General features: G+C 72.1%; 10 protein-coding genes. All 10 read left to right on the top strand.

Annotated features, from left to right (window positions below; genetic code table 11):
• Positions 1-25 precede the first annotated feature (25 nt).
• Entirely contained in the window at positions 26-1261 is a 1236-nt protein-coding gene (locus OZN99_RS04440) for an ABC transporter substrate-binding protein (RefSeq protein ID WP_270933968.1), read from the top strand.
• Positions 1262-3115, top strand: coding sequence for an ABC transporter permease (locus OZN99_RS04435; RefSeq protein ID WP_270933967.1), 1854 nt, complete (start codon positions 1262-1264; stop codon positions 3113-3115).
• Positions 3112-3891, top strand: coding sequence for an ABC transporter ATP-binding protein (locus tag OZN99_RS04430; RefSeq protein ID WP_270933966.1), 780 nt, complete (start codon positions 3112-3114; stop codon positions 3889-3891). Before OZN99_RS04435 ends, OZN99_RS04430 begins: the two co-directional genes overlap by 4 nt.
• Entirely contained in the window at positions 3884-4597 is a 714-nt protein-coding gene (locus OZN99_RS04425; RefSeq protein ID WP_270933985.1) for an ABC transporter ATP-binding protein, read from the top strand. The genes OZN99_RS04430 and OZN99_RS04425 overlap by 8 nt, the downstream gene beginning before the upstream one ends.
• Positions 4598-4602: 5 nt before the next feature.
• Positions 4603-6609, top strand: a complete 2007-nt coding sequence (locus OZN99_RS04420) for a hydantoinase/oxoprolinase family protein (protein ID WP_456299868.1) — start codon at positions 4603-4605, stop codon at positions 6607-6609.
• Positions 6606-8294, top strand: a complete 1689-nt coding sequence (locus OZN99_RS04415; RefSeq protein WP_270933964.1) for a hydantoinase B/oxoprolinase family protein — start codon at positions 6606-6608, stop codon at positions 8292-8294. The genes OZN99_RS04420 and OZN99_RS04415 overlap by 4 nt, the downstream gene beginning before the upstream one ends.
• The gene (locus tag OZN99_RS04410) at positions 8291-9136 is read left to right on the top strand and encodes an FAD binding domain-containing protein (protein ID WP_270933963.1); all 846 of its coding nucleotides are present in this window, start codon (positions 8291-8293) and stop codon (positions 9134-9136) included. The genes OZN99_RS04415 and OZN99_RS04410 overlap by 4 nt, the downstream gene beginning before the upstream one ends.
• The gene (locus OZN99_RS04405; RefSeq protein ID WP_270933962.1) at positions 9133-11826 is read left to right on the top strand and encodes a molybdopterin-dependent oxidoreductase; all 2694 of its coding nucleotides are present in this window, start codon (positions 9133-9135) and stop codon (positions 11824-11826) included. Before OZN99_RS04410 ends, OZN99_RS04405 begins: the two co-directional genes overlap by 4 nt.
• On the top strand, positions 11816-13312 hold the full coding sequence (locus OZN99_RS04400; RefSeq protein ID WP_270933961.1) for a 6-hydroxynicotinate reductase: 1497 nt from the start codon (positions 11816-11818) through the stop codon (positions 13310-13312). The genes OZN99_RS04405 and OZN99_RS04400 overlap by 11 nt, the downstream gene beginning before the upstream one ends.
• Positions 13309-14084, top strand: a 776-nt coding sequence (locus tag OZN99_RS04395; RefSeq protein WP_270933960.1) for a UPF0280 family protein, incomplete at its 3' end; no start/stop codon positions are given. The genes OZN99_RS04400 and OZN99_RS04395, both read left to right, overlap by 4 nt.

Raw genomic sequence — 14084 nt, 5'->3', positions numbered from 1 at the left:
CCGACCGCAGGACCGACGGACGGGGATGACGATGGCTTTCGAGACGCTGACGCGCCGTGGCGCGCTGGCCGTGGGCGGCGGGCTGGCCGCGGCGGCGCTGGTGGGGCTGCGGTCCCCACGCGCCCAGGGGGCGCCGATCCGGATCGGCGAGCTGAACAGCTACAGCCGCATGGCGGCGTTCTCCGTGCCCTATCGCAATGCGATGCAGCTGGCCGCGGACACGATCAATCGCGCCGGCGGCGTGATGGGCGGCCGGCCGCTGGAGTTCATCTTCCGCGACGATGGCGCGACTCCGGGCGATGCGGTGCGCGTGGCGGAGGACCTGCTGACGCGCGAGAACGTGGCGTTCATCGCCGGCACCTTCCTGTCGAATGTGGGCTTGGCGGTGGCGGATCTGGCGAACCAGCGCAGGCGGCTGTTCTTCGCGACGGAGCCGCTGTCGGACGCGATCACCATGGCGCAGGGCAATCGCTACACCTGGCGGCTGCGGCCCAACACCTACATGCAGACGCGAATGCTGACCGAGGCCGCGCGCGGCCGCACGCAGCGGCGCTGGGCGATCGTCGCGCCGAACTACGAATACGGGCAGTCGGCGGCGGCGAACTTCAAGCGCCTGATCGGCGCCTCGATCCCGGGCGCCGAGATCGTGGCGGAGCAGTATCCCGCGCTCGGCCGCGTGGATGCCGGCGCGACCGTCGGCGCGCTGGCGCAGGCGCGGCCGGACGCCATCTTCAACGTGCTGTTCGGCCCCGACCTGACCGCCTTCGTGCGCGAGGGCAACACCCGCGGCCTGTTCGAGCGTCGCTTCGTGCTGAGCCTGCTGACCGGCGAGCCGGAATACATGATCCCGCTGGGCGACGAATGCCCCGAAGGCTGGATCGTGACCGGCTATCCCTGGGAACAGGTGGAGTGGCCGACGCACCGCGCCTATGTCGAGGCGTATCGCGCGCGCTTCAACGACACGCCGCGCAAGGGCAGCCTGCTGGGCTACGTGACCGTGCAGGTGCTGGCGAACCTGCTGAACCGCGCGAACAGCCTGGACAACGAGGCGCTGGTGGAGGCGCTGCGCGACCTGCGGACGGAGACGGTGACCGGTCCCGTCACCATGCGCGGCATCGACCAGCAGGGCACGATGGGAACCTGGGTGGGCGAGACGGTGCTGCGCGGCCGGCAGGGCGGGATGCGGAACATCCGCTACGTCGACGGCGCGACGGTGATGTTCCCCGAGGACGAGGTCCGCGCCGCCCGCCGCAGCGCCTAGGTGGACCCGAGCTTCCTGCTGGTCCAGTCCCTGTCGGGGCTGGCCAGCGCATCCTCGCTGTTCGTCATCGCGTCAGGGCTGACGCTGGTCTTCGGCGTCACCCGGATCGTCAACTTCGCGCATGGCTCCTTCTACATGCTGGGGGCCTATGTCGCGGTGACGGTGGTGCCTTGGCTGCTGGAGATCGATCGCTCGCCCTGGCTGTTCTTCGCGGGCGTGCTGATCAGCGCGGCCGTGGTGGGGCTGCTGGGCGTGGCGATGGAGCTGCTGCTGCTGCGCCGCATCTACAAGGTGCCGGAGCTGTTCCAGCTGCTCGCGACCTTCGGCGTGGTGCTGATGGTGCAGGATGCCGTGCTGAAGATCTGGGGGCCGGTGGACATCCCCGGGCCGCGCGCGCCAGGGCTGCGGCACGGCGTGGAGATCTTCGGGCAGCGCTTCCCGGCCTATGAGCTGTTCCTGATCGTCGTCGGCCCCGCGGTGCTGGGGCTGCTGTGGCTGCTGATGCACCGCACGCGCTTCGGCGTGCTGATCCGCGCCGCCACGCGCGACCGGGAGATGGTGGGCGCGCTGGGCGTGAACCAGGCGCTGCTGTTCACCGGCACGCTGTTCCTCGGCGCCTTCCTGGCGGGGCTGGGCGGGGCGCTGCAGATCCCGCGAGTCTCCGCTTCCGCGCAGATGGACCTCTCGATCATCACGGAGGTCTTCGTGGTGACGGTGATCGGCGGGATGGGCAGCGTGACCGGCGCCTTCCTGGCGGCGGTGCTGATCGGCCAGCTGCAGGCCTTCGGTGTCCTCGTCTTCCCGAAGATCACGCTGGTGCTGGTATTCCTGCTGATGGCGGTGGTGCTGGTGATCAAGCCCTGGGGGCTGCTCGGCCGGCCGGAACCGGCGGCGGGACGCGCCGCGCTGCCGGAAGGCATCCTCTCGCCGCGCGGATTCGGCGGGGCGGAACGCGCGCTGCTCGGCGTGGCGGTGGCCTCGTTGCTGGCGCTCCCGCTGTTCGGCGACGCCTATGCGGTAAAGGTCGCGACCGAGGTGCTGGTCTTCGCACTGGCCGCCTTCTCGCTGAACTTCCTGGTCGGCAACGGGGGAATCGTCAGCTTCGGCCATGCCGCGTATTTCGGGCTGGGCGCCTATGCGGCGGGGCTGCTGGTGACGAAGGGCGGCCTGCCGATGGAGCCGGCGCTGCTAGCGGCGCCGCTGGCCGGCGGGCTGTTCGCGGCGCTGTTCGGGTTCTTCGTCGTGCGCCTCTCCGGCATCTACCTGGCGATGCTGACCCTGGCCTTCGCGCAGATCGCCTATGCCGTGTGCTTCCAGTGGGTGGAGTTCACCGGCGGCGACAACGGCGTGGTCGGCGTCTGGCCGAGCGCCTGGGCCTCCTCGCGCCACGTCTACTTCTACCTCGTCGCGGCCTGCGCGCTGGGCGCGATCCTGGCGCTGCGGCACGTGATCTACGCGCCCTTCGGCGCCACGCTGCGCGCGGCGCGCGATTCCGAACCCCGCGCCGACGCCATCGGCATCGACGTGCGGACGCATCGCTGGCTGGCCTTCACCCTGGCCGGCGTGGCGGCGGGGCTGGCGGGCGGGCTCTATGCCTTCTCCAAGGGCTCCATCGATCCGACGATGCTGGGCATCCCGATGTCCGTCGATTTCCTGGCGATGATCCTGCTGGGCGGCATCCAGACCGTGATGGGCGCCGTGGTCGGCGCGGCGGCGTTCCACGCCATCAAGGACGTCTTCATGCCGCTCACCGACTACTGGCGCTTCCTGCTCGGCGCCTCGATCATCGCGCTGGTGCTGATCTTCCCGCGCGGGCTCGGCGGCGCCTGGGGCGCGCTGAGGGCGCGGACATGACGCTGCTGGCGGCGGAAGCGCTGAACAAGCGGTTCGGCGGTGTGGTCGCGGCGCGCGATGTCGCCTTCGCGCTTTCAGCAGGAGAGATGCTGGCGATCATCGGGCCGAACGGCGCGGGCAAGTCCACCACCTTCAACATGGTGGGCGGGCAGCTGCGACCGGACAGCGGGCGCGTGCTGCTGGGCGGGGAGGACATCACCGGCCTGCCGCCGCGCGAGGTCTGCCGGATGGGCGTCGGGCGCACCTTCCAGGTGGCGCAGACCTTCCTCTCCATGTCCGTCATCGAGAACGTGCAGATGGCGCTGATCGCCCATGCCGGGCGCACGCGCGATATGCTGGCGCCGACCAGCCGACTGTTCCGCCAGGATGCGCTGGCGCTGCTGGCGCGCGTGGGGATGGAGGCGGCGGCGGACCGGCCGATCGGCGAGCTCGCCTATGGCGACGTGAAGACGGTGGAGCTGGCCATCGCGCTGGCCGCCGCACCGCGGCTGTTGCTGATGGACGAGCCGACGGCGGGCATGGCACCGCGCGAACGCGCGCGGCTGATGCAGCTGACCGCCGGCATCGCACGGGAGGAAGGCATCGGCGTGCTGTTCACCGAGCACGACATGGACGCGGTCTTCGCCCATGCCGACCGCATCCTGGTGCTGGTGCGCGGCGAGATCATCGCCGCCGGCACGCCGGAGCAGGTACGCGACGATCCCGAGGTGCAGCGCGTCTACCTCGGCACCACCGGCGTCCGGGCCGCGCTTCGTGCGCGTCGCGCGCATGGCTGAGGCGGTGCTGGATGTGGCGGGGCTGAAGGCCGGGTATGGCCCGGCGGAGGTTCTGTTCGGCGTCACGCTTGCGCTGCGGCGCGGCGAGGTGGCGGCGCTGATGGGACGGAACGGCGCCGGGAAGTCCACCACGCTCAAGGCCATCATGGGCCTGCTGCCGCCACGCGGCGGCAAGGTCCGCTTCGCCGGCACCGACATCACCGGCCTGCCGCCCTTCCGCATCGCGCGCCTCGGCCTTGGCTACGTGCCGGAGGAGCGGCGGATCTTCACCGACCTGACGGTGTTCGAGAACCTGGAGGTCGGCCGCCGCCCGCCGCGCGCGGGCCGTGACGCCTGGACGCCGGAGCGGCTCTTCGCCGTGTTCCCCAATCTGGCGGAGATGCGCGGGCGGCGCGCCGCGGCCATGTCAGGAGGCGAGCAGCAGATGCTGACCATCGCGCGCACCCTGATGGGCAACCCCGACGCCGTGCTGCTGGACGAACCGAGCGAGGGCCTGGCCCCGGTGATCGTGGAGCAGATGGCCGAGGCCGTGCTGCGCATGAAGGCCGAGGGGATCTCGGTGCTACTCTCCGAGCAGAACCTGGACTTCGCGGCGGCGGTCGCCGACCGTGCCTATGTGATCGAGCGCGGCGAGATCCGCTACGAGGGCACGATGGAGGCGCTGGAGGCGGACGAGCATGTGCGGGAGGCCTACCTGACCGTATGAGGCGCGTGGCGGGCATCGATGTGGGCGGGACCTTCACCGACCTGCTGCTGCAGGCGGCGGACGGGACGGTGCGGCTGGCGAAGGTGCCGACCACGGCGGCGAACCAGGCCGATGGCGTTCTGGCGGCCATCGTCGCGGCGGGCGCGGAACCCGCCACGCTCGACCTGATCATCCACGGCACCACGGCGACGACCAATGCGGTACTGGAACGCAAGTTGGCCCGCGTGGGGCTGATCACCACGGCGGGCTTCCGCGACGTGCTGGAGCTCGGCCGCCGGACACGCCCGCACCCCTATGGCCTGACCGGCACCTTCGAGCCGCTGGTGCCGCGCGAGCTGCGGCGCGAGGTGGCGGAGCGGATGGATGCGCGCGGCCAGGTGCTGGTGCCGCTGGACGAGGCCGCGGTGGAGCAGGAGGCGCGCGCGCTGCTGGATGCGGGCTGCGAGGCGCTGGTGGTGCATTTCCTGCACGCCTACGCCAACCCCGCGCATGAGCGTCGTGCCGGCGAGATCGCCCGCGCGATCTGGCCGAGCGCCTATGTGACCCTTGGCCACGAGCTGCTCTCGGAGTTCCGGGAATACGAGCGCGGCACCACGGCCAGCGTGAACGCCGCTGTGCAGCCCGTGTTGGACCGCTACCTGCACCGGCTGCAGGCGAAGCTGGCCGAGGCCGGCCACGCGCGCGACCTGCTGGTGATGAACGGCAATGGCGGCACGGTGCCGGCGCGGCTGGTGGCGAAGGACGCGGCGAAGACCGTCATGTCCGGCCCGGCTTCCGGCGTCATGGCGGCAGCGGCGACGCTGGCGCAGAGCGGGCTGTCCAACGCCATCACCTACGACATGGGCGGCACCTCCACGGATGTCGCGCTGATCGCCGGCGGCGTGCCGGAGGTCTCCGCGGAGCTCTCCATCGCCTACGGCCTGCCGATCCACCTGCCGATGGTGGACGTGCGGACCGTCGGCGCGGGCGGCGGCTCCATCGCGGGGCTCGACCGCGCGGGGATGCTGCGCGTCGGGCCGGACAGCGCGGGCAGCCAGCCCGGGCCGATCTGCTACGGCCGCGGCGGCGCGCGGCCGACCATCACGGATGCAAACCTCGTCCTGGGGCGGCTGGATCCGGCGCGCCTGCTCGCCGTGCAAGATGCGGTGCCCATGCAGCGCATCCGCGACGCCTTCGCCCGCGACATCGGCGACCCGCTCGGCCTGAGCGTGGAGCAGGCGGCGGCGGCGGTGATCCGGCTGGCCAATGTCCACATGACCGGCGCGATCCGCATGGTCTCGCTTTCCAAGGGCCACGATCCCCGCGACTTCGTGTTGTTCGCCTTCGGCGGCGCCGGGCCGCTGCACGCCGTGGCGCTGGCGCGCGAGATCGGCATCCCGGAGGTGCTGGTGCCGGCGCGGCCGGGGCTGACCAACGCGCTCGGCTGCCTGGTGGCCGACCTGCGGCAGGACCTCGTGAACACGCTGAACCGCGGCCTGGACGACATCCCGGAGGACGAGATCGCCGCCGTGCTGGCCGCGCAACGCGAACGCGGGCTCGCCACCGTGCTGGCGGAGAAGGGCGAGGTGGAGGAGGCGGTGGTGCTGCACAGCGCGGAGATGCAGTTCCGCGGCCAGACGCACCTGATCCGCGTGGCGCTGCCGCGCGCGGCGATGACGCGGGCGGAGATCCAGGCGGCCTTCGAGGCGGCCTATTTTGCGCGCTTCCAGATCCGCATGCCGGAGATCCGCGCCGTGCTCGTCAACCTGAACACCAGCGTGATCGGCCGGCGGCGCCGCTTCGACCTGCGCGCCCTGCTGCCACCGGGCGACGGCGATGCGCTGCTGGGCACGCGCCCGCTCTACGCCGACGGTGCCTGGCACGAGGCACAGGTCTGGCAGCGGGAACGCCTGGCGCTTGGCGCGCGCATCGCCGGCCCGGCCATCATCCAGCAGGCGGATGCGACCACGGTGCTGGAGCCAGGCAGCGAGGCGGTGGTGGACCCCATCGGCAATCTGAGGGTGCGCGTGTGACGGAGATCGATCCCCTCACCCTCGCCGTGATCCAGGCCGGGCTGCAGCAGGTCTGCAACGAGATGGACATCGCCTTCTCGCGCGCTGCCTTCTCTCCGGTGATTGCGGAGGCCGACGACCGGTCGGACGGCATTTACGGCGCGGAAGACGGCGCGCTGATCGCGCAGGGGGAGCTCGGCCTGCCGGTCTTCGTCGGCACCATGGCGCATTCCGCGGCGCATCTGGCGCGGCTGATCTGCGAGGGCAGCGTGGCGCCGCCGGAGCCGGGCGACATCTACATCGTCAACGACCCGTATCTGGGCGGCACGCATCTCATGGATGTGCGCTTCGCCAGGCCGGTCTTCGTCGATGGCACGCTGTTCTGCTGGCTGCAGAACACCGGCCACTGGCCGGATATAGGCGGCATGGTGCCGGGCGGGTTCAGCGCGCATGCGACGGAGGTGGAGCAGGAAGGGCTGCGCCTGCCGCCGGTGAAGCTGTTCAAGCGCGGCGAGCTGGACCGGGAGATCCTGGCGATCATCCAGTCCAACATCCGCGTCGCCGAGCAGCGCATCGGCGACATCAAGGCGCAGGCAGCGGCGCTGCTGGTCGGCGAAAGCCGCCTGCGGGAGCTGATCGCGCGGCATGGCGCGGCCGCGTTGCAGGCCGCCATCGCCGGCATCCGTGCCCGCGCGGCGGAGCGGATGCGCGCGGAGATCCGGCGCATTCCTGATGGTGTCTACACCTCCGAAGCCTTCGTCGATTCGGACGGGGTGGTGAACCAACCGCTGCGCATCGCGCTGACCGTCGCCAAGCGCGACGAGACTCTCACCTTCGACCTGTCGGGCTCCTCCCCACCCTGCCAGGGTCCCATGAACTCCGTCTGGGCGACGACCTGCAGCGCGATCTATCTCGCCGTGAAGCACGTCTTCCCGCACGTGCCGATCAATGCCGGCACCTTCGAGCCGCTGGAGGTGATCCGGCCCGAGGGCACCTTCCTGGATGCGCGCTATCCCCGCCCGGTCTCCGGCTGCGCGGCGGAGGTGTCGCAGCGCATCGCGGAGGCGGTGTTCCTCGCGCTGGCACAGGCGATCCCGGAGGAGCTCTGGGCGGCGCCGGCCGGGACCTCCGGCAATTTCGCGCTGGGGGGCGTCGATCCGGCGCGCAACACGGGCTACGTGATGTACCAGATCACCGGTGGCGGCTATGGCGGCAACGCGCATGACGACGGGCTGACGAATGGCTGCTCCACCATCGGCATCAGCAAGACCGCGCCGGTGGAGGTGATGGAGCAGTACTTTCCCGTACTGTTCCGCCGCTTCGCCATCCATGAGGGGTCCGGCGGCGCCGGTCAGCGGCGCGGCGGCTTCGGCGTGCATTACGAGGTCGAACTGCTGCGCGGCGAGGCGAAGGCGAGCTTCGTCATGGACCATGGCCGCTTCGGCCCGCCCGGCGTGCTCGGCGGCCAGCCCGGGGCGCCGAACGTCGTTCGGCTGCACCGCGGCGGCGTCACCACCGTCCCGGAGCACCTGTCGAAGGACCAGGGATTGCGCCTGGTGGCGGGCGACCGTGTGGAGGTGATGACGCCGGGCGGCGGCGGCTACGGCGACCCTCTTATGCGGGACAGGGTGATGGTCGCGCGCGACGTCACGCGCGGCTACTACACGGCCGAGCAGGCCGAGCGGCTGTTCGGGCCCTTCGCATGATCGCCTATCATCGCCCGCGCAGCCTTCAGGATGCGCTGGCCATCCGCGCCACGCAGGATGTCGCGGTGATCGCGGGCGGGACGGACGTCTATCCCGCCCATGCCGGCCGGCGCGCCTGGGGTGATCCGACGCACAAGGACGTGTTGGACATCACCGCCATTCCCGGGCTGGACCGCATCGAGGAGGGCGTCGGCGGCTGGCGCATCGGCTGCCTCGTCACCTGGTCGGCGCTGCGCCATGCGTCGCTGCCGCCGCTGTTCGACGGGCTGAAGGCGGCGGCGCGGGAGGTCGGCGGGACGCAGGTGCAGAACCGCGGGACGATCGTGGGGAATCTCTGCACCGCCTCGCCGGCCGGCGACGGCATCCCCAACCTGCTGGCGCTGGACGCCGTGGTGGACGTGGCCTCGGCACGCGGCCGCCGCGTGCTGCCGCTCGGCGCCTTCCTCTCGGGCTACCGCGCCACCGCGCTCGCCCCCGACGAGATCGTCACGGCGCTCCTGGTGTCGCGCCAGCCCCGTGCGCGCGGAGGCTTCGTGAAGCTCGGCGCCCGGCGCTACCTGGTGATTTCCATCGCCATGGCGGCGGGCGTGGTCGCGACGGATGATGCGGACCGCATCACCGAGGCGCGCGTCGCGGTCGGCGCCTGCTCCGCGGTGGCACGGCGGCTGCCGGATCTCGAGGATGCGCTGCGCGGGGCCGCGCTGCGCGAGGCCGCCGAGGTCCCTGAGGCCGCCCATCTCGACGCCCTTTCGCCCATCGACGACGTGCGCGCCTCCGCGGCCTATCGGCGCGATGCGGCACTGACGCTGCTGCGCGACCTGCTGCGGGGGCTGTCCGCATGATCGCCTTCACCCTGAACGGTGCGCGCGTCGAGGTCGAGGCGCCGCCCTTCGCGCCGCTGTCGGACACGCTGCGGGAGCGGCTGGGCCTGACCGGCACCAAGGTCGGCTGCGAGGCGGGCGACTGCGGCGCCTGCACGGTCCTGCTGGACGGCGCGCAGGCCTGCGCCTGCCTGGTGCCGACGGCGCAGGTGGAAGGAGCCGCCGTCACCACGATCGAGGCGGAGGACCCGCTGCTCAACCGGCTGCGCACGGCCTTCCTCGCGCATGGCGCGGCGCAATGCGGCATCTGCACGCCGGGGATGATCATGGCCGCGGCCGACCTGCTGCGGCGCGACCCGACCCCGACGCGGGAGACGGTGCAGGATGCGATCGGCGGCGTGCTCTGCCGCTGCACGGGCTACCGGAAGATCATCGACGCCATCCTGGATGCGGCGCCGGCGCTGACCGCCATGCCGCCGGCCGGCGAGGCGGTCGGCGCGGGCGTCGCGCGGCTCGATGGCTGGCCGAAGGTTGCTGGCACGGAGCGCTTCGGCGCCGACGGTGCGCCGGAGGACGCACTCTGGTTGCGCGTCGTGCGATCGCCGCATGCGCGCGCGCGATTCACTCTTGGCGACCTGGCGGCGGCGCGCTGCCGGCTCGGCCTGCGGCGCATCCTCTCCGCCGCGGACATCCCAGGCGAGAACGCCTTCGGCATCATGCCGAACCTGAAGGACCAGCCGGCGCTGGCCGATGGCGAGGTGCGCTTCCGCGGCGAGGCGGTGCTGCTGCTCGTGGGCACGCGCGCGTCGGTGGAGGCGGTGCGCGACGCCGACCTGCCCATCGCCTGGGAGCCGCTGCCCGCGCTGCACGGCATTGCCGCCGCGCTCGCGCCAGATGCGCCGCAGCTGCATGCCCATGCGCCCGGCAACGTGCTGGTGCGCGGTTTCCTCGAGACCGGCGACGTCGCCGCGGGCCATGCCGGCGCGGCCACGACGGCCGAGGGCAGCTTCCGCACGCCCTTCGTCGAGCACGCCTATATCGAGCCCGAGGCCGGGCATGCCGAGGGTCATCCCGACCGGATCGAGGTGGTGGCCTGCACACAGGCGCCCTACATGGATCGCGAGGAGACGGCGCGCGTGGTCGGCGCGCCGGAGGAGTTCGTGGTGATCCGGCCGAGCGCCTGCGGCGGCGGCTTCGGCGGCAAGCTCGACGTCTCCATTCAGCCGCTGCTCGCCGTGGCGGTACGGCTGGCGGCGCAGCGCGTGCGCATCACCTATTCCCGCACCGAGAGCATGGCCTCCACCACCAAGCGCCATCCGGCGGAGCTGCGCGCGCGCATGTCGGCGGACGCGGATGGACGCTTCACTGCCTTCGAGCTGGACGGAGACTTCAACACCGGCGCCTATGCGAGCTGGGGGCCCACGGTCGCGAACCGCGTGCCGGTGCATGCCTCCGGCCCCTACCGCGTGCCGCATGTCCGCAACCGCACGCGCGCGGTCTACACGAACGACACGCCGGCCGGCGCCTTCCGCGGCTTCGGCGTGCCGCAGGCGGCGATCGCGACGGAAACCCTGGTGGACGACCTGGCGGAACGGCTCGGCCTGGACCGCTGGGAGATCAGGCGGCGCAACGCGATCGGGCATGGCGATGTCACGCCCTCCGGCCAGGTGCTGCACGCCTCGGCGGGGCTGCCGCAATGCCTCGATGCGCTGAAGCCGGACTGGGAGGTTATGCTCGGCCGCGTCGCGGCGCACAACGCGCGCGCGACACGCCACCGCCTCGGCGCGGGCATTGCCTGCATGTGGTACGGCTGCGGCAACACCTCCATGTCGAACCCCTCCCGCATGCGCGTCGTGCTGGGCCGCGATGGCACGCTGACGCTGTTCAACGGCGCGGTCGATATCGGCCAGGGCAGCACGACGGTGATCGCCCAGATCTGCGCCGATGCGCTCGGACTTCCGCTGGCTGCCTTCCGCTTCGTGCTGGGCGACACGTCGCTCACATTCGACGCAGGCAAGACCTCGGCCTCGCGCCAGACCTTCGTCAGCGGGCGCGCCGCCTACGAGGCCGGGCTGGATCTGCGGCGGCGCATCCTGGCGCTGGCCAATGCCGGCGAGGACGCGACGCTGGCTCTGGCGGGGACGCGGCTGACCGTGACGGATGCCGCCGGCGCGTCCCGCACGATCGAGCTGGCAGCGCTGCCCGGCGACCTGGAAGGCGACGGGCGCTACGATCCCCCGACCACCGCGCTCGACGCGAATGGCCAGGGAACGCCCTATGCCACCTATGGCTTCGCCGCGCAGATCGCGCTGGTGCGCGTGGACACGCATCTCGGCACCGTGAAGGCGGAGGAGATCGTGGCGGCGCAGGATGTCGGGCGCGCCGTGAACCCGACGCTGGTGATCGGCCAGATCCATGGCGGCATCGCGCAGGGGCTGGGTCTCGCGCTGATGGAGGAGTTCATCCCGGGCCGGACGGAGAACCTGCACGACTACCTCATCCCGACTGCGGGCGACGTGCCACCGATCCGCGTCCACCTGATCGAGGATCCCGAACCGGAAGGCCCCTTCGGCGCGAAGGGCGTGGGGGAGCCGGCGCTGGTGCCGACGGCGCCCGCCATCCTCTCCGCGATCCGCCACGCCACCGGAGTGCGGATCACGCGCGTGCCCGTGCTGCCGCATCGGCTGTGGGAGGCGCTGCATGTCCGATAGGGTCAGCGCGCAGGCGCGCAGCGAGAAGTTCGGGCAGTCCGAGGGCGAGGGCATCATCCGCTGCGATGCCTGCCCGGTGCTGTGCCGCATCCGCCCCGGCCGTGCCGGCGCCTGCAGCCGCTACGCCAACGAGGATGGCCGCCTGGTGCGCACCGACCCGGCGCTGGCGCTGGCCCGCACGGTGGAATCCGGCGGGCCGGTCGTGGCCTTCGCCGACGGCGCCTGGGACGGCAAGGTGCTGGATCCCTCGCGCGCCTTCGTCACCGGTGTCGGCGCCGGCACCACCTATCCGGACTACAAGCCCGCCCCCTTCATCGTCGGCGCGACGCATGACGGCGTGGACACGGTGACGGTCGTGACGGAGGGCATCTTCAGCTACTGCGGCGTGAAGGTGAAGATCGACACCGACCGGCATCTCGGCCCCGAAGCCGCGCCGGTGCGCGCGAAGGGCGAGCAGGTCGGCCACGTCACGACTGCCGAATACGGCAGCCAGATGCTGAGCCTGGGCGGCGTGCGGCACCTGACCGGCGGCAACAAGAAGGAAGGCAACGTCACCTGCGAGACGCTGCTCGCGCTCTGCGCCGCCGAACCCGTGACGCTGACGATCGATGGCGGGCACGAGGTGGTGGTCCAGGCCGGGCGTGCGCCCATCGTGGACGGGACGCCGGAGCGGCGCATGCGCGTCGGCTGCGGAAGCGCCACGGTCGGCATCTTCGCGCAGCAGTGGCTCGGACACGCGGACGAGGTGATCGTGGTGGATGACCACATCACCGGCGTGCTGAGCGAGCATCAGGCCGGCAAGGTGCTGGGCATGAAGCCCACGGGCATCCGCGTCCGCGGCCGGCGCTCCACGCCCGGGCGGTATTTCCAGGTGGCGCAGCCCGGGCTGGGCTGGGGCGGGACGGACATCACCGATCCGCTCGCCGTCATCGAGAGCATCGACGCGAAGGTCGCCTGGCCCGGGCTGCGGCTGCTGATGACCTCCACCACCGGGGAGGATGCGCTGTGGTGCGTGCTGGACGCGGCGCTGCGCCCCGTGCCGGCGGAGATGCCGGCTGCGGTGCGCGCCGTGGTGGAGCGCATCGGCGAGAATTGCGAGCCCTCGCTCTGCACGGTGCTGTTCATGGCCGGCGCCGGCGGATCTCTGCGCGCCGGCGTCACGGAGAACCCGGTGCTGCTGACGCGCGCGGTGGCCGCCGGGGAGGTGCGCGTGACCATGGGCGGCGCGCCGGCCTATCTCTGGCCGGGCGGCGGCATCACGGTGATGGCGGATGTGCTGCGCTTTCCGGGCAACGCCTTCGGCTATGTGCCGACGCCGGCACTGGTAGCCCCGATCGAGTTCACCCTGCCCCGCGCGCTCTATGCGAAGCTGGGCGGCCACATGGACGAGATCGTGCCGGTGGAGGAGCTGCTGCGCGGGCTGGGCGACCAGTTGCGGGTGGAGGGCTGGATCCCCGGCAACCCCTGGCCCTTCGCCAGGCCATGATCGCGCAGCGGCTGACCGGCGCGCGGCTGCACCTTCAGCACGGGCCGATCGACGTGGTGCTGCGCGGCTGGGGCGAGGCGGCGCAGGTCGCGGCGGCGGAACGCGCGGCGGCGGCGCGCTTCGACGGGCTTCTCGAGGAGCTGGTGGCGGAACTGCCGGAGCTGCGGCGCGACATGCGGGACACGCCGCTTCTGCAAGGCGCAGTTGCTCGGCGCATGGCCGCCGGCTGCGCGCCCTTCGCTGCGCGCGGCGTCTTCGTCACGGCGATGGCGGCGGTGGCGGGCGCCGTGGCGGACGAGTTGCTGGCGGCGATGCGCAAGGCGGCGCCGCGGCTGCGCAAGGCCTATGTGAACGATGGCGGCGATATCGCGCTGTTCGTCGCCGAGGGGGAGAGCCTGGCCGTCGGGATGGCGGCGGATCCGGGCGGGGTGGCGGCGGCGCCGGTGTTTGACGGCGCGCTGCGCATCGCCGCGGAGCACGGCATCGGCGGCATCGCCACCTCCGGCCGGCATGGGCGGTCCTTATCGCTGGGCATCGCGGATGCGGTGACGGTGCTGGCGGCGGACGCCGCCACTGCGGATGCCGCGGCGACGCTGATCGCCAATGCGGTGGACCTGGACAGCCCGGCGATCCGGCGCGCGCCGGCGCGCTCCCTCGACCCGGACAGTGACCTGGGCGAGAGGCTGGTGACGGTGGAGGTCGGGCCGCTGGCGTCGCAGGACGCCGCGGCCGCGCTGGCGGCCGGCGTCGCGCGAGCGGAGGCCTGGTGCCG

Origin of the sequence: Falsiroseomonas oryzae (assembly GCF_027856955.1) — a bacterium.
Lineage (GTDB): Bacteria > Pseudomonadota > Alphaproteobacteria > Acetobacterales > Acetobacteraceae > Falsiroseomonas > Falsiroseomonas oryzae.
The sequence above is the reverse complement of the archived record's forward strand: the minus strand, read 5'-3'. Positions and strand labels throughout refer to the sequence as shown.

What these genes read in the sequence shown, in the direction of transcription:
- OZN99_RS04440 (WP_270933968.1), top strand. Translation starts at nt 26, where the DNA reads ATGACGATGGCTTTCGAGACGCTGACGCGCCGTGGCGCGCTGGCCGTG.
- OZN99_RS04430 (WP_270933966.1), top strand. Translation starts at nt 3,112, where the DNA reads ATGACGCTGCTGGCGGCGGAAGCGCTGAACAAGCGGTTCGGCGGTGTG.
- OZN99_RS04425 (WP_270933985.1), top strand. Translation starts at nt 3,884, where the DNA reads ATGGCTGAGGCGGTGCTGGATGTGGCGGGGCTGAAGGCCGGGTATGGC.
- OZN99_RS04410 (WP_270933963.1), top strand. Translation starts at nt 8,291, where the DNA reads ATGATCGCCTATCATCGCCCGCGCAGCCTTCAGGATGCGCTGGCCATC.
- OZN99_RS04405 (WP_270933962.1), top strand. Translation starts at nt 9,133, where the DNA reads ATGATCGCCTTCACCCTGAACGGTGCGCGCGTCGAGGTCGAGGCGCCG.
- OZN99_RS04400 (WP_270933961.1), top strand. Translation starts at nt 11,816, where the DNA reads ATGTCCGATAGGGTCAGCGCGCAGGCGCGCAGCGAGAAGTTCGGGCAG.